The organism is Thermoanaerobacterium butyriciformans (assembly GCF_017874545.1).
Taxonomy (GTDB): domain Bacteria; phylum Bacillota; class Thermoanaerobacteria; order Thermoanaerobacterales; family Thermoanaerobacteraceae; genus Thermoanaerobacterium; species Thermoanaerobacterium butyriciformans.
This window is the reverse complement of the sequence record NZ_JAGGLT010000026.1, coordinates 11,760-27,919: the sequence shown is the minus strand read 5'-3', so window position 1 is coordinate 27,919 and position 16,160 is coordinate 11,760. Positions and strand designations below refer to the sequence as shown.

Sequence of the window (16,160 nt, the reverse complement as noted above, 5' to 3'; positions counted from 1 at the left end):
TATAAATGGATAAAATAAAAGTCATGCATATAATAAGGGCAGCTGAAGGAGGAATGAAAAAGCATTTATTGTCTATACTGCTTGGCCTTGATAAAGAAAAGTATCAATTGGCAGTAGGATGCTCTTTTGACAAAAACACAAGTGATTATTTGCATGAAAATGGAGTCTTAGTTTATCATGTTGATATTAGCGATGGATTAAATGTTTCAAAAGATGCAAATGCGATTATTAAAATTCGCAATATGATAAAGGATTTTAAGCCGGAAATAATTCACTTTCATGGAGCAAAAGCGTCTCTTGTCGGAAGATTAGCATGTCTTGGATACAACTTAAAGATTGTTATGACAGTACATAATTTTCCAGAATATAAAAGAATGACTAAGATAAAGAAGGGACTTTATCTTAGTATGAATAAATACTTAAACAAGAAGACGAATGCAATAATAACTGTATCAGAAGCCTTAAAGAGAGCAATTGTAGATGAAGAAAATATAGATCCTAAAAAAGTCGAAGTAATTTACAATTGTGTTGACTTATCTACGTATCAAGATAATCCATCTCTTGATTTGAGAAAAGAATACAATTTAGAACCAGACACATTATTAATCGGTTGTATTTCGAGATTAATACCATCTAAGGGCGTGCAAGATTTGATTAAAGCATTGGAAATACTTAAAGGTAGAGTAAAAGTTTTTGTATTTGTGGTAGGCGATGGGCCGTATCTTAATTATTTACAGGGTATAGTACGAAAAGCAGAACTTGAAAATATTCGTTTTTTGGGTTATAGAAATGATATAAAAGATTTTTTAAAAAATATAGATATTTTTATTTTGCCTTCACACAGTGAGGGCTTCGGCATTTCAGTGATTGAGGCGATGACATTGGGTGTGCCGGTAATTGCAACAAATGTAGGGGGAATACCAGAGATAATAGAAAATAATGAAGATGGAATAATTGTGAATCCTGAAAGTCCAAATGATTTGGCGAATGCCATCAAAGTTCTTGCAACAAATGGTGATTTGAGAAATAAATTTTCAAAAAAAGGTAAAGAATATATCGTAAATAATTTTTCGAAAGAAAAAATGTTAAATGATATAGATATTTTGTATGAAAATCTTAGGAGGAAATGAAAAGTTTGAGCAGAGTTAAAGAAAGAAAGGAAAGATTAAGAAAAAAAAGGCGTATATACTTTCTTTTATCAATTTATATAATCTTTATTATGCTATGCCTATTTCGAGTTGACTATACATTTAATACACTTACAACAGGGGAAGCTAAACAAACCTTATTTAAGATTAATATTGAAAGAAGTTTCATTGACATAACACTTTTGGGGGGAAATAAGCAATTTTCACTAAAAGGTGTACTTGATATTTTCAAATCTCTTTATAACTAATTTTTTATGCTATAATATTAATATGTGTGAAGGAGGTTTGAAATGTCAAAGGTTAAGAAGGAAAACATAAGAAATTTTTGTATTATTGCGCATATAGACCATGGGAAATCGACGCTAGCAGATAGATTGATTGAAAGAACTGGTGTATTGACGGAAAGAGAGATGGAAGAGCAGGTTTTAGACAGCATGGATCTTGAAAGAGAAAGGGGTATAACGATAAAACTACAGCCTGTCCGTCTCATATACAAAGCAAAAGACGGGGAGGAATACGAGTTAAATCTTATAGATACTCCTGGCCATGTTGATTTTACATATGAGGTATCAAGAAGTATTGCGGCCTGTGAAGGTGCTTTGTTAGTTGTAGATGCTACACAAGGAATTGAAGCACAAACGCTGGCAAACTTGTATTTGGCAATAGAACATGATCTTGAAATTGTACCTGTTATAAATAAAATAGATCTTCCATCGGCAGATCCTGATTTTGTAAAAAAAGAGATAGAAGATGTGATAGGAATAGATGCACAGGATTCACTGCTTATTTCTGCAAAGGAAGGAATAGGTATTGATGAAGTGCTGGAAGCTATTGTAAAAAGGATGCCGGCACCATCGGGAGATCCTAACAAACCATTAAAGGCTTTAATATTTGATTCATTTTACGATAATTATAAAGGAGCTATTAGTTTTATAAGGATCTTTGATGGTACGTTAAAACAAGGCGATAAGATAAAGATGATGTCGACGGGAAAAGAATTTGAAGTGACAGAAGTAGGAATTTTCAGACCTAATTTAAGTCCTGTTGATTTCCTGTCTGCCGGTGATGTAGGGTATGTTGCAGCAAGTATAAAAAATGTAAGCGACACTCGAGTTGGCGATACTATAACAAATGCCGAATTTCCAGCATCAGAGCCATTGCCGGGATATAAAAAAGTCACACCGATGGTTTACTGTGGAATATATCCGGCAGAAGGGGAAGATTATGAGAATTTAAAAGATGCACTCTTAAAACTGCAATTAAATGATGCATCTTTGACATTTGAACCTGATACATCGGCGGCTCTAGGATTTGGCTTTAGGTGTGGATTTTTAGGACTTTTGCATATGGACATAATACAAGAAAGATTGGAAAGAGAATATAATCTGAATTTAGTGACAACAGCTCCAGGCGTAATTTATAAGGTATACAAGACAAATGGTGAAATAATTGAGCTTGACAACCCAGCAAATTTACCTGAGCCAACGGAGATAGACCATATAGAAGAGCCTATAATTACTGCTACGATAATGTCGCCGACAGATTACGTTGGGCCTATAATGGAGCTGTGCCAAGATAGAAGAGGTGTATATCAAGGTATGGATTACCTTGAGCCGACTAGAGTGCTTATAAAATATGATATTCCTTTAAATGAAATAATTTACGATTTCTTTGATGCCCTAAAATCACGGACAAAAGGTTATGCTTCTTTAGACTATGAGTTAAAAGGTTATAAGACGTCAGAGCTTGTAAAGTTGGATATACTTATTAACGGTGAAATTGTAGATGCTTTGTCTATGATAGTTCACAAAGATAAGGCTTACGAAAGAGCCAGGAAGATGACTGAAAGGCTGAAAGAGAATATACCAAGGCATCTTTTTGAAATACCTATACAGGCAGCTATAGGATCAAAGATAATAGCTAGGGAAACTGTAAAAGCGCTAAGGAAAAATGTGCTGGCAAAATGCTATGGCGGGGATGTAACAAGGAAGAAAAAGTTACTAGAGAAACAAAAAGAAGGTAAAAAGAGGATGAGGCAAATAGGAAAAGTAGAAATTCCTCAAGAGGCATTTATGTCAATTCTGAAGCTTGATGATGACAATGATTAGATCGGGTATTTATATTCATATTCCTTTTTGCAAAAGAAAATGCTATTATTGTGACTTTAACTCGTATGCCAATATGGAAGATAGTTTTAAGCCTTTTAAAAAAGCTGTAATAAAGGAGATTAGAAACAGAAAAGATGAACTAAAAGATATATTTACATCTATATATATAGGGGGAGGTACGCCTAATGTCTTGCCTCCCTTTTATATAGAAAATATATTAGATGAAATTTACAAATATTATGATATTAGCAATGATGCAGAAATATCTATAGAATTAAATCCTGGGTTGATTGACGATGAGAAACTTAAGACATATAAAAGAATTGGCATAAATAGAATAAGCATAGGTTTGCAGGCTTGGCAGGATAGGTTGCTAAAGAAAATAGGCAGAATTCATACGATACATGATTTCATAGAAAATTATAATATGGCAACTAAATACTTTGATAATATAAATATTGATATTATGTACGCACTGCCAGATCAGACATTTGATGACTTTAAAGAAACATTGTCAAATGTAGTATCATTAAAGCCCACTCATGTTTCATGCTATGGACTGATTTTGGAAGAAGGGACAGTATTTTATAAGTTGTATAAAGAAAATAAGTTCATGCTGATAGATGATGAATTTGAAATGATGATGTATCATTATAGCATTGAATTTTTACAGAAAAATGGTTATAAACATTATGAAATATCAAATTATGCGATACCAGGTTATGAATGTCGTCATAATACACTCTATTGGAAGGATTTACAATATGTAGGTTTTGGTCCTGGAGCCTATTCTTTTGTAGACAATAGGCGATGTGGAAATGCAAAAAACATAAAAAATTACATAGAAATGGTAAACCATACAGGATATGCGATTGAAGATATTGATGTGCTGGATGAGAAAGATAAAATGTCTGAATACATGTTTTTAGGGCTTAGAATGATGGATGGCGTTTATGATAGAGATTTTAAGACTAGATTTGGAAAAAGCATGTTTTCGATATTTAAAAATGCTATTGATAAAAATATTGAATTAAATCTTTTAACCAGAGAAGGTGACAATATTAAATTAACACAGAAAGGTATAGATGTATCAAATAATGTGTTTGAGGATTTTTTGATTTAGAGTATTGACAAATATCCACAATAGTGGTATTTTTAAATCGTGATTAGCACTCTCAAGCTAAGAGTGCTAATAAAAGAATTTGGGGTGGTGAATATGCCGTTAGATGATAGGAAGAAGAGGATATTAGAAGCAGTAATTAATGACTATATTTTGACGGCAGAGCCAATTGGATCACGTACAATAGCAAAACGCTATGACCTTGGTGTAAGTTCTGCAACAATTAGAAATGAGATGGCTGACTTAGAGGAAATGGGTTATCTCGAACAGCCACATACATCGGCAGGTAGAATCCCATCAGATAAAGGATACAGATTTTATGTTAATAATATATTAGAGCACTATTTAAAAGAAACATATGATTATGAATTTGAATCTTTTAATGAAGTGTTTGCAGAAATTGACGAGATTGTAAAAAAGTATGCAAAATTGTTATCAAGTATTACTAATCACACCATTGTAGTAAAAATGCCACGAATTGATGAAAACACGATTAAGAGAATACAGATATTGCCTGTTGATTCTAACAAATTAATACTTCTTGTAATGACGGAATCAGGCATTATGAAAAATTATTTAATAAGCCTGAAAGATAATATTGATAGCAATTTATTTGAATTTTTAAATAACCTCATCAACAATAAAATGACTGGAAAAAGAAAAAGAGAAGTTGATAAAACGTTAAGGGATGAAATTAAAAAAGAGTCTGGTAGTGCTATGGGTTTTATAGATAAAATTACAGATACTATTTTAAATAGCTTAAAGCAGATGGATGAAACAGATTTGTATTCGGAAGGTATTTCTAATATTCTTAATTTTCCTGAATACAAAGATCTTTTTAAGGCTAAGACATTTTTTGATTTGATTGATAACAAGGATATAATGAATTCGGTATTAGAACCTGAAGATGACTCAATAGAAGTTACTATAGGTAGTGAAAGCAAATTTGAAGAAATGTGGGATTTAAGTATTATAAAATCCACTTACAAAATAAATGGTGAAATTGTTGGCACTTTTGGCATAATAGGACCTACAAGAATGAATTACAAAAGGCTTATAAATGAGATAAATATGATGTCTAATGAACTATCAAAAGTTTTATCGTATATATATCAAGAAAATAAGAGGTGAAACAATTGGATAAAGAAAAAGAAACGATAGAATATCAAACCAATGAAGAAGAAAATAATAATGGAAAAGAAGTTGCACATGATAATGAAAATTTAAACAGCGAAGATAGTGCTGACATTGATTCTTCTCATAATATCAGTGAAGATGAGAAAAATGTAGAAAGTGATAATTCAAATGAAGAAAAGAACGATGACGAAGGAGAAATTGAAGAATTGAAAAATAAGTTAAAACAAAAAGAGGAAGAAGCTAACGAGTATCTAGAAATGGCTCAAAGATTAAAAGCTGAATTTGAGAACTATAGAAGGCGAACAGAAAAAGAAAAAGCAGATCTCGTTGAATATGGTAAAGAACAGGTGATACTAGATATATTGCCTGTTATAGACAATTTTGAAAGAGCTCTTGAAACTCAATATGATGATAATGGCGAAAATGCTTCATTCAAAGAAGGTATTAACTTAATTTATAGACAATTTAAAGGTATTTTAGAAAAAATGGGTGTGAAAGAAATAGAGTCTTTAGGCATGATGTTTGATCCATACAAACATCACGCTGTAATGCAGGAAGAGGCAGAGGGTAAAAAAGAAAATGAAATAATCGAAGTATTTCAAAAGGGATACATGTTTAATAATAAAGTAATAAGACCAAGTATGGTCAAAGTAGCAAAATAAATATTTAAATAGGAGGAAAAGACGATGGGAAAAATTATAGGAATTGATCTTGGTACAACTTTTTCGTGTGTAGCTGTGATGGAAGGAGGACAACCAGTAGTTATACCAAATTCTGAAGGAGCTAGAACTACACCATCAGTTGTTGCTTTTACAAAAGAAGGTGAAAGATTAGTAGGTCAGGTAGCAAAAAGGCAGGCTATAACAAATCCAGAGAGAACAGTAATGTCCATAAAAAGACATATGGGTTCAGATTATCGTGTTACGATTGATGGAAAAAGCTATACACCACAAGAAATATCAGCTATGATTTTACAGAAGTTAAAAGCAGATGCTGAAGCATATCTTGGAGAGAGAGTAACCGAAGCAGTAATAACTGTACCAGCATATTTTAATGATAGCCAAAGGCAGGCTACTAAAGATGCTGGTAGAATAGCCGGATTGGATGTAAAGAGAATTATCAACGAGCCAACGGCTGCGTCATTGGCATATGGATTAGATAAACAAGGAAATCAGAAAATTATGGTGTATGACTTAGGTGGTGGTACATTTGATGTTTCCATTCTCGAGATAGGAGATGGAGTATTTGAGGTTCTAGCAACTAGTGGTAACAACCACTTAGGTGGTGACGATTTTGACCAGAGAATAATGGATTGGCTCGCAGATGACTTTAAAAAAGAATATGGAATTGATTTAAGAAATGATAAGATGGCAATGCAGAGATTAAAAGATGCTGCTGAAAAAGCAAAGATAGAGCTTTCTTCTGCTACGACAGCTAATATAAATTTACCGTTTATAACAGCCGATGCTACAGGACCAAAACATATAGACGTTAACTTAACAAGAGCAAAATTTGAGGAACTTATAAATGATTTAGTACAATCTACAGTTGAACCAGTAAATCGTGCATTAAGCGATGCGAAGCTTAGTCCATCTGATATAGATAAAGTTATTTTAGTTGGTGGCTCAACAAGAATACCATTTGTTCAAGAGACAGTAAAAAGAATAATGGGAAAAGAGCCTCATAAAGGCATAAATCCAGATGAATGTGTTGCAATTGGAGCTGCAATTCAAGCTGGTGTATTAGGTGGCGAAGTAAAAGACGTCCTTTTGCTTGATGTTACTCCGCTTTCGCTTGGTATCGAAACACTTGGCGGTGTATTTACAAAGTTAATTGAGAGAAATACAACAATACCTACAAAGAAGAGCCAAATATTCTCTACCGCAGCAGATGGACAGACATCAGTTGAAATTCACGTGCTGCAAGGTGAGAGACCGATGGCCCGTGATAATAAAACACTTGGTAGATTTACGCTGACAGGGATTCCGCCAGCTCCAAGAGGTGTGCCGCAAATAGAAGTAACATTTGATATTGATGCTAATGGTATTGTCCATGTATCTGCAAAAGATTTAGGTACAGGGAAATCTCAGAATATAACAATTACATCCTCTTCCAATTTAAGTGAAGAAGAAATTAACAGAATGATGAATGAAGCAAAGCAGCACGAAGAAGAAGATAGAAAGAGAAAAGAAGAGATTGAAGTCAGGAATAATGCAGATTCTCTGATTTATCAAGCTGAAAAAACCATGAAAGATTTAGCAGATAAGATGACGCAACAAGAGAAAGATGATATAAATAAAGAGATAGAAAATGTTAGAAAAGCTCTTGAAGGCAGCGACATTGATGCCATAAAAAATGCATCAGAGAAATTGTCACAAGCATTTTATAATGTGTCATCTCGCATATATCAGCAAGCCGGTGGTGCTGGTCAGACAAATAATTATACTGGCAATAACGGAACATCTAATAAAGATAACGTATATGAAGCAGACTACAAGATGGAAGATGACAACAAAGATAATAAATAAGAACCAGGGCAATCCTGGTTCTCATTCGTGTTAAGAAGGGCAGGTGATAAAGATGGCGAAAGATTATTATGCTATATTAGGTCTTGACCGAAATGCTAGTGATGATGACATAAAAAAAGCCTACAGAACTCTTGCAAAAAAATATCATCCTGACTTGAATCCCGGCAATAAAGAGGCAGAGCAAAAGTTTAAGGAAATAAATGAAGCATATCAAATCTTATCTGACCCACAGAAAAAAGCGCAATATGATCAGTTTGGAGATGCTGCATTTAACCAAGGTGGGTTCAATCAAGGAGATTTTAGTGGATTTGGTGGCTTCGACCACGGTGGATTTGACTTCGGTGGATTTGGTGATATTTTTGGCGATATTTTCGGTGATATGTTTGGAGGAAACACTAGAAGGAGGACTGGACCGCAAAAGGGGAAAGACATCAGATTAAATTTAACATTGACGTTTGAAGAAGCTGCATTTGGAGTAGAAAAAGAGATTGAAGTAGAAAGATATGAAAAATGTGATAGATGCAATGGTACAGGTGCAAATCCTGGCTCGAATCCGGAAGTATGTCCGGATTGCCATGGTACCGGCGAAGTTAGAATTACACAGAATACGCCATTTGGAAGGATAGTAAATGTTAGAACATGTTCCAGATGTCATGGAGAAGGTAAAATAATTAAAAATCCATGTTCCAAGTGTCATGGCACAGGAAAGGTAAGAAAGACGAGAAAACTGAAAGTCAATATTCCTGCTGGAATTGATGAAGGACAAATGGTATCATTAAGAGGAGAAGGTGAGCCTGGAGAAAGAGGTGGAGCAAATGGCGATCTCTTTATAGTCATAAATATAAAACCTCATAAAATATTTAAACGTGACGGATTTAATGTATTGGTTAAGATGCCAATTAGTTTTGTAGATGCAGCACTTGGTGCAGAGATAGAAGTTCCAACTCTGGATGGCAAGGCTATATACAATATTCCACCTGGTACTCAGACAGGAACTGTATTCAGATTGAGAAATAAGGGCATACCTCATATTAATGGTAGAGGTCGTGGCGATGAATTCGTAGAAGTTTATATTGACGTTCCCAAAAAGCTGACAGAAAAGCAAAAAGAGCTATTGAGAGAATTTGATAAACTTAGCAATGATGGCGGTAGAAAATCTTTTTTTGAGAAAGTAAAAGATGCTTTTGGAGCATAAAAAAGGGTGATATGATTGAAATGGCTTGAGGTAAAAGTTACAACTTCAGTTGAAGCAGAAGAGGCTATAACGAATATTATGCATGAAGTTGGTGCTGGTGGTGTCGTTATTGAAGATCCTAATGATTTAAAAATGCTAAATGACAGTGAGTGGGATTATGTTGATCCTGATATGATTGTAAACAGTGATAAGGTTGTTATTTCAGCTTATTTTCCATTAATGCCAAATACAATAGACAAAGTTAGCATTATAAAAGACAGGATAATGGGGCTAAAGGAATATAATTTAGACATAGGTGATTTTACATTTGAAACATCGGAAGTCGATGACGATGATTGGGCTAACAGTTGGAAAAAGTATTATAAACCTTTTAAAATAGGGAAACGCGTTGTCATAAAACCATCATGGGAAGATTATAAGCCAGAAGAAAATGAAATAGTTGTTGAACTAGATCCAGGCATGGCATTTGGTACAGGTAGCCACGAAACGACAAAGATGTGTATAGAATTTCTCGAAGATAATGTAAAACCTAACAATGTAGTATTTGATGTTGGATGTGGCACAGGTATTTTGTCGATTGTAAGTTCAAAACTGGGCGCAAAAAAAGTTTATGCAGTAGATCTTGATGATGTAGCTATAAAAGTGGCAACTTTAAATGTTAAATTGAACAATTTAAATAATGTTGAGGTCCTTAAAAGTGATCTTTTACATGAATTAACTGGGAAAGCTGATTTAATAGTGGCAAATATAATAGCTGATATAATTATCAAAGCTACTTACGATATTTATGAAAAACTTAATGAAAATGGAATATTCATATCTAGCGGTATAATAAAAGACAGGAAAGACGATGTTTTAGATGCTATTTCGAATTATTTTGATATAATTGATATAAAAGAAGATGGTGAATGGATTGCTATATTATCTAAGAAAAAGTGATTTGCTGTGAGAAAATTTTTTGTAAAAAATGAAGATATAAAAGATGGGATTGCAAGAATAAATGGTGACGATGCACATCATATAATAAATGTTTTAAGATTTAAGATTGGAACGAAATTGATAATTTCCAATGGAAAGAATCAATACGTTGTTTCCGTTATTGATATTGAGAATTCCTCTGTTATATTAAAGATAATTGAAGAGTATAATCAAGTTGTAGAAAGCCCGGTTAACATTACATTGTATCAAGGACTTCCAAAGTCTGATAAGATGGATTTGATTATTCAGAAATGTACTGAGATTGGCATCAAAAAGATTGTACCTGTTGAGACTGAATTTTCTACAATAAAAATAAAAGAAAAAAATATATACAACAAAATCAGCAGGTGGAAGAAAATTTCTCTGGAAGCATCGAAGCAATCGGGCAGATCCATAGTGCCCGATGTTTTAATGCCTGTGGGTTTTAAAGATGCATTAGAAAGTCTGAATGAATTTGACTTATGCTTAATACCTTACGAAAAAGAGACTAATATGAGATTGAAAGATGTTTTAAAGAAAAATTTTGACGCAAAAAATATTTGTGTATTTATAGGACCTGAAGGAGGATTTTCTGAAAATGAAATAATGGCAGCCATAGAATATGGTGCAATACCTGTCACATTAGGCCCGAGAATCTTGAGGACAGAAACTGCAGGTATTGTTACTAGTTCTATTATCTTATATGAACTTGGAGATTTGGGATAGAATTGTATTATTTTTAGTAGGAGGAATATTTGAAAGTGGCAAAAGCAAATTTAGCTCTCAATAATGAAGAGTTTTATAATATATATGGCCGCAAAAAAATCGTATCCTTTTTTACTTTAGGGTGTAAGGTCAATCAGTATGAGACAGAAGCTATGGTTGAGATTTTTAAAAATTTAGGTTATGATGTAGTAAACTTTAATGAATATGCAGATGTTTATATAATAAATACTTGTACTGTAACCGGCAGGGGAGATATGAAATCAAGACAGGAGATAAGAAAGGCAAAAAAAATAAATCCGGATTCTATAATTGCTGTAGTAGGGTGCTATTCTCAAGTAGCATCAAACGAGGTTCTTGATTTACCGGAAGTTAATGTCGTTTTGGGTACAAAAAATAAAGGCGAAGTCGTCAAATTAGTGGAAAAAGTTAGCGGTGATAGAGAAAAGATAAACGCTGTAGAAAATATATTTGACAATAAAAAGTTTGAAGAGCTAAAAATATCAGCACAAGAAGGACATACAAGAGCATATTTAAAAATCCAAGATGGATGCAATCAATTCTGCACCTATTGCATTATACCATATGCAAGAGGACCTGTAAGAAGTAGAAAGCCTGATAATATTTTGGATGAAGTAAAAAGATTACGTGACAATGGATATAAAGAAGTAATATTGACGGGAATACATGTAGCATCTTACGGAAAAGACTTGGAAAATATAAATTTGCTTGATATAATAAAAATGATTCATGAAGTTGATGGAATAGAAAGAATACGAATGAGCTCTATAGAACCGACGTTTTTAACGGAAGATTTTATTAAAGAGGTGGCATCTTTACCAAAATTTTGCAGACATTATCATGTATCTCTTCAAAGTGGCTCAGATAGTACGCTGAAGAGAATGGGGCGAAAATATACTACAAGTGAATACAGGGAAATAATAGATAGGATAAGGAAACATATTAAAGGTGTCGCAATAACTACTGATATTATGGTAGGATTTCCTGGTGAAACTGACGAAGAATTTAACGAAACCTTTAATTTTGTAAAAGCGATAGAATTCAGCAAAATGCATGTTTTTAAATATTCGAGACGGGCAGGGACAAAAGCGGCAAACTATCCTGATCAAGTTAAAAATTCGGTTAAGGAAGAAAGAAGCAAATTGCTAATTAAACTCTCTGAAGAAAATGAAACAAAATTTTACAAAAAGTTTATTGGTACTGCTTTAAATGTATTATTTGAGCAAAATGTCAAAGATGTTGAAGGATATGTTGAAGGACTTACCGACAATTATATAAGAGTTGCAGTTAAATCAGATTTAAAAATCAAAAACAAAATATTACCGGTTAAATTAATTGAAGCAAAAGGAGATTTTGTAATTGGCAAAATAGTTGAAGGAGGTGAAAAGAATGAGTGATTGTATATTTTGCAAAATCATAAAAAAAGAGATAGATTCAAAAATAGTTTACGAAGATGAATATGTAGTTGCCTTTCCTGACATTAATCCACAAGCGCCGGTTCACTTGCTTATAGTGCCGAAAGAGCACATAGAATCGCCGCTAGAGATTAATGAAGATAACAAAGATTTGGTAGGGCATGTTTATTTAGTTGCTAAAAAGCTTGCCAGTCAATATGGCATTGATAAAAAAGGATACAGGATAGTGTCAAATTGTGGCGATGATGGTGGACAAACAGTTCATCATATACATTTTCATCTTCTAGGTGGAAGATTTATGACATGGCCTCCAGGGTAAACATTGACACAAATTGGTTTTAGGATTATAATATATTAAGATATCCCAATAATAATCGTAGCAATATACGCAGTTTACATTCGGCAATTTATCCGGAGGGAGGGAGATTATAGTGTCAGAAGTTCGAGTTGGAGAAAATGAGTCCCTTGATAATGCATTGAGAAGATTTAAACGTCAATGCTCGAGAAGTGGCGTGCTTTCTGAATTAAGAAAAAGGGAACATTATGAGAGCCCAAGTGTAAAACGCAAAAAGAAATCAGAAGCAGCTAGAAAAAGAAAGTACAAATTTGGCAAGTAAGGAAGTGTATTTATGGCCCTTAAAGAGCAGATATACAAAGATATGGTTGATGCAATGAAAGCAAAAGACACATTCAGAAAAAATATATTAAGTATGGTTAGATCTTCAATATTGCAAGTTGAAAAGGATACTGGAAAAGTACTTGATGATGATGGGGTCATTAATGTAATTTCAAGGGAAATAAAGCAAAGAAAAGAAGTTCTGCCCGAATATGAAAAAGGTGGAAGGCAGGATTTGGTTGATAAAGCTAACCGTGAAATTGAAATAATGCTTGAATATATGCCTCAGCAGTTGTCTGACGATGAGATTGATGAAATTGTTAGAGGCGTTATAGATGAGATTGGTGCTTCAAATAAAAACGATATAGGAAGAGTTATGAGCAAAGTAATGCCTCTTGTAAAGGGCAAAGCTGATGGCAATAAAGTTAAAACTATAGTTTCACAGCATTTGCAGTGAGAAAAAAACTTGGTACGTTAAAGTATCAAGTTTTTTGTTTTTAATCTAAATGTATAATGTAGAGCATGGAATACAAAGATCCATGCTTTTTTTATTTTTTTATATTGAAATCCTAAAGAGAATGTTTTTACTTAATAATTCATAAAATTTAACGGGAGGGGGCTTTACCATGAAGTCAAACACAATAAAAGAAGGAATTTTAAATTTAGTTGACTTTCCGAAAGATGTGTTACTGAACCTTCCTAAGATAACCGTAATAGGTAATACGCAAATAACAGTTGAAAATCATAGAGGCATAATAGAGTATATACCAGAAAGAATAAGAATTAATTCAACAATAGGAATGATTAGAATATCTGGCAAGAACATGATTATAAATTCAGTTATGACAGAAATCCTAGTAATCACTGGGAAGATAATCAGCATAGAAATAATTATATAGAGATGCAAAGTTTTGTACAAAAATGTTAAAAAATCATGCAGTGTTTTTAGCCATTCTAGTGAATATTACGAGTTATCTCAATTTCCCAGAAGGAGGTATTTATTTGCTAGCGATAAAATTGTGGAATTTTTTATACGGGTATGCTATTATAAGAATTGAAGGTTTATCAATTGAAAGATTTTTAAATCTTGTTATATCGAAAAACATATATGTGTGGGATGTAAAAAGGACAGACCATAGTACTATAGTTGCAAAGATTAGTTTAAAAGGTTTTAAGTTGTTGTTGCCATATGCAAAAGTAACTAAGTGCAGAGTATATATTGTCGAAAAAAGAGGTCTTCCGTTTATTATTTTATATTTGCGAAGACGAAAAATGCTTGTAATAGGTGCATTGTCATGTATTATACTGGCATATATTTTTTCAATGTTTATTTGGTCTGTAGAGATTGTAAATCCGAAAAATGTAGATGAAAGTTCCATAATATCAGAACTCGATAAATTAGGTCTTAAGCCTGGTATTTCTAAGTCAGCTATTGATATACCAAAGATACAGCAAGAATTTTTAATCGATGAAAAAGATATATCTTGGATAGGAATCGATATTAAAGGAACAAAAGCTATCGTGAAAGTTGTAGAAAAAACTACACCACCAGCGATTTTACATGACAACGTACCGTGTAATATAATAGCTAAAAAAGATGGTATAATATATAAGATGGCAGTATTAGAAGGAGATGCTGTTAAAAAAGTTGGCGATACTGTAAAAACAGGAGATGTATTAGTATCAGGTATAGTTGAAAGACCAAATACTGATACACGATTTGTGCATTCAATGGGTACAGTATTGGCAAGGACTTGGTATGAAGGTTATGCAGATGTAAGTTTAATACAACAAAAATACGAAAGAACCGGGAAAAAAATTACTGTAACAAAAATATCAATGGGGAATAGTAATTTAACTTTATCGCCCAGTAAGATTGATTTTAAAAATTATGATAAAAAAGTAAAATTAATAACATCAAACTATTCGCCTATAAAGATAACAAGTGAAACGTATTATGAGACTGTGCCGGTTGAAAAGAGACTGACGAAAGATGAAGCAAAAAGACTAGCAATTGACAAAGCGTTGGAGAATATAAAACCGGCTTTTGGGAAAGATGCTAAAATAGTAAGCAGGCAAGAAAAGATTACTATGGTAAATACTAATGTATTACGGGCTGACGTTATAGTAGAAGTAATAGAGGATATAGGGACTCAAGAGAATATCAATTATAATACGGAGGTAAAAATTGAAAGAAGTAACAATTGATATTAATAATATAGAACAAGCAGCAAATCTTTTTGGAAAATTTGACGAAAATATAAAATTGATAGAAGAAGGAATGGATGTAAAAATTGTAGTTCGCGACGATATGATTAAAATTAGTGGTGAAGATAGTAACGTTGATGGTGCAGAAAAAGTGTTTAGTGAACTTATTGACATTATTAATAGCGGTGAGATAATAACGGCTCAAAATGTATTATACGCTATGAGACTAGTTAACATGGGAGAGGAAGAAAAGCTAAAATCAATATTATCTGACATTGTTTGCATAACATCTAGAGGTAAACAGATTAGATGTAAGACATATGGTCAAAAGAGATATGTGAATGCCATAAGGGATAATGAGATAGTTTTCGGGATTGGTCCAGCAGGTACAGGTAAGACATATCTGGCTATGGCTATGGCTGTTACATCTTTAAAGAACAAAGAAATAGGGCGTATAATTTTGACTAGACCTGCTGTAGAAGCTGGAGAACGGCTTGGATTTTTGCCTGGTGATTTGCAAGAAAAAGTTGATCCATACTTAAGACCATTGTACGATGCCCTGTATGATATATTAGGAGCTGAAACATTCCAAAAGTACATGGAGAAGGGCTTAATAGAAGTTGCACCACTGGCTTACATGAGGGGACGGACTTTAGATGATTCATTTATAATACTTGATGAAGCACAAAATACCACTCCCGAACAGATGAAAATGTTTCTTACAAGAATTGGCTTTGGTTCTAAGGCTGTTATAACTGGCGATATAACTCAGGTAGATCTGCCTAAGGGAAAAAGATCGGGACTAAAAGATGTTATAGAGATATTGAATGGAATAGAAGGCATAGAATTTGTTTTACTAAAAGAACAAGATGTCATAAGACATCCTCTAGTCGCAAAAATAGTGAAGGCATATGAATCTTATGAAAAGTCTAAAGAAAGAGACAGCAGCACAGAAGAAAAAAGCTCGTGGGAGGATTAATTTGG

The 16,160-nt window shown here is 33.2% G+C and carries 16 protein-coding genes; all 16 read left to right on the top strand.

From position 1 onward, the window contains the following. Positions 1-5: 5 nt before the first annotated feature. The 16 genes from J2Z80_RS11065 (at position 6) to J2Z80_RS10990 (ending at position 16,155) form a co-directional block, all read left to right on the top strand. On the top strand, positions 6-1,130 hold the full coding sequence (locus tag J2Z80_RS11065) for a glycosyltransferase family 4 protein (protein WP_209454443.1): 1,125 nt from the start codon (positions 6-8) through the stop codon (positions 1,128-1,130). 308 nt (positions 1,131-1,438) lie between these two features. Continuing rightward, positions 1,439-3,256: a translation elongation factor 4 gene (gene lepA / locus J2Z80_RS11060; protein WP_209454442.1), complete on the top strand. Its 1,818-nt coding sequence runs from the start codon at positions 1,439-1,441 to the stop codon at positions 3,254-3,256. Continuing rightward, on the top strand, positions 3,249-4,379 hold the full coding sequence (gene hemW / locus J2Z80_RS11055) for a radical SAM family heme chaperone HemW (RefSeq protein ID WP_209454459.1): 1,131 nt from the start codon (positions 3,249-3,251) through the stop codon (positions 4,377-4,379). Before lepA ends, hemW begins: the two co-directional genes overlap by 8 nt. A gap of 93 nt (positions 4,380-4,472) precedes the next feature. Then, positions 4,473-5,507 (top strand): heat-inducible transcriptional repressor HrcA, encoded by a 1,035-nt coding sequence (gene hrcA, locus J2Z80_RS11050; RefSeq protein ID WP_209454441.1) that lies wholly within the window; start codon positions 4,473-4,475, stop codon positions 5,505-5,507. After that, entirely contained in the window at positions 5,504-6,175 is a 672-nt protein-coding gene (gene grpE, locus J2Z80_RS11045) for a nucleotide exchange factor GrpE (protein WP_432422721.1), read from the top strand. Before hrcA ends, grpE begins: the two co-directional genes overlap by 4 nt. Before the next feature lie 24 nt (positions 6,176-6,199). Then, entirely contained in the window at positions 6,200-8,041 is a 1,842-nt protein-coding gene (gene dnaK / locus J2Z80_RS11040; protein ID WP_209454439.1) for a molecular chaperone DnaK, read from the top strand. Positions 8,042-8,093: 52 nt separating this feature from the next. After that, positions 8,094-9,236, top strand: a complete 1,143-nt coding sequence (gene dnaJ, locus J2Z80_RS11035; protein WP_245301282.1) for a molecular chaperone DnaJ — start codon at positions 8,094-8,096, stop codon at positions 9,234-9,236. Positions 9,237-9,251: 15 nt separating this feature from the next. Then, positions 9,252-10,175, top strand: a complete 924-nt coding sequence (gene prmA, locus J2Z80_RS11030; RefSeq protein ID WP_209454438.1) for a 50S ribosomal protein L11 methyltransferase — start codon at positions 9,252-9,254, stop codon at positions 10,173-10,175. 6 nt (positions 10,176-10,181) lie between these two features. Continuing rightward, positions 10,182-10,919, top strand: coding sequence for a 16S rRNA (uracil(1498)-N(3))-methyltransferase (locus J2Z80_RS11025; RefSeq protein ID WP_209454437.1), 738 nt, complete (start codon positions 10,182-10,184; stop codon positions 10,917-10,919). Between the two features lie 35 nt (positions 10,920-10,954). Next, on the top strand, positions 10,955-12,334 hold the full coding sequence (mtaB, locus tag J2Z80_RS11020) for a tRNA (N(6)-L-threonylcarbamoyladenosine(37)-C(2))-methylthiotransferase MtaB (protein WP_209454436.1): 1,380 nt from the start codon (positions 10,955-10,957) through the stop codon (positions 12,332-12,334). Then, positions 12,327-12,671, top strand: coding sequence for a histidine triad nucleotide-binding protein (locus J2Z80_RS11015; protein WP_209454435.1), 345 nt, complete (start codon positions 12,327-12,329; stop codon positions 12,669-12,671). The genes mtaB and J2Z80_RS11015 overlap by 8 nt, the downstream gene beginning before the upstream one ends. Positions 12,672-12,783: 112 nt before the next feature. After that, entirely contained in the window at positions 12,784-12,969 is a 186-nt protein-coding gene (gene rpsU, locus J2Z80_RS11010) for a 30S ribosomal protein S21 (RefSeq protein ID WP_013297679.1), read from the top strand. A gap of 12 nt (positions 12,970-12,981) precedes the next feature. Beyond that, positions 12,982-13,425 carry a GatB/YqeY domain-containing protein gene (locus J2Z80_RS11005; protein WP_209454434.1) on the top strand — a complete coding sequence of 148 codons (444 nt, stop codon included), beginning with the start codon at positions 12,982-12,984 and terminating at the stop codon, positions 13,423-13,425. A 169-nt stretch (positions 13,426-13,594) separates the two neighbouring features. Continuing rightward, positions 13,595-13,867 (top strand): sporulation protein YqfC, encoded by a 273-nt coding sequence (gene yqfC / locus J2Z80_RS11000; protein WP_209454433.1) that lies wholly within the window; start codon positions 13,595-13,597, stop codon positions 13,865-13,867. A gap of 103 nt (positions 13,868-13,970) precedes the next feature. Beyond that, a complete protein-coding gene (yqfD, locus tag J2Z80_RS10995; RefSeq protein ID WP_209454432.1) occupies positions 13,971-15,176 on the top strand; it encodes a sporulation protein YqfD in 1,206 nt (401 codons plus the stop codon). Beyond that, complete coding sequence (locus J2Z80_RS10990; RefSeq protein ID WP_209454431.1) at positions 15,157-16,155, top strand: PhoH family protein; 999 nt, start codon at positions 15,157-15,159, stop codon at positions 16,153-16,155. The genes yqfD and J2Z80_RS10990 overlap by 20 nt, the downstream gene beginning before the upstream one ends. Positions 16,156-16,160: the final 5 nt, after the last annotated feature.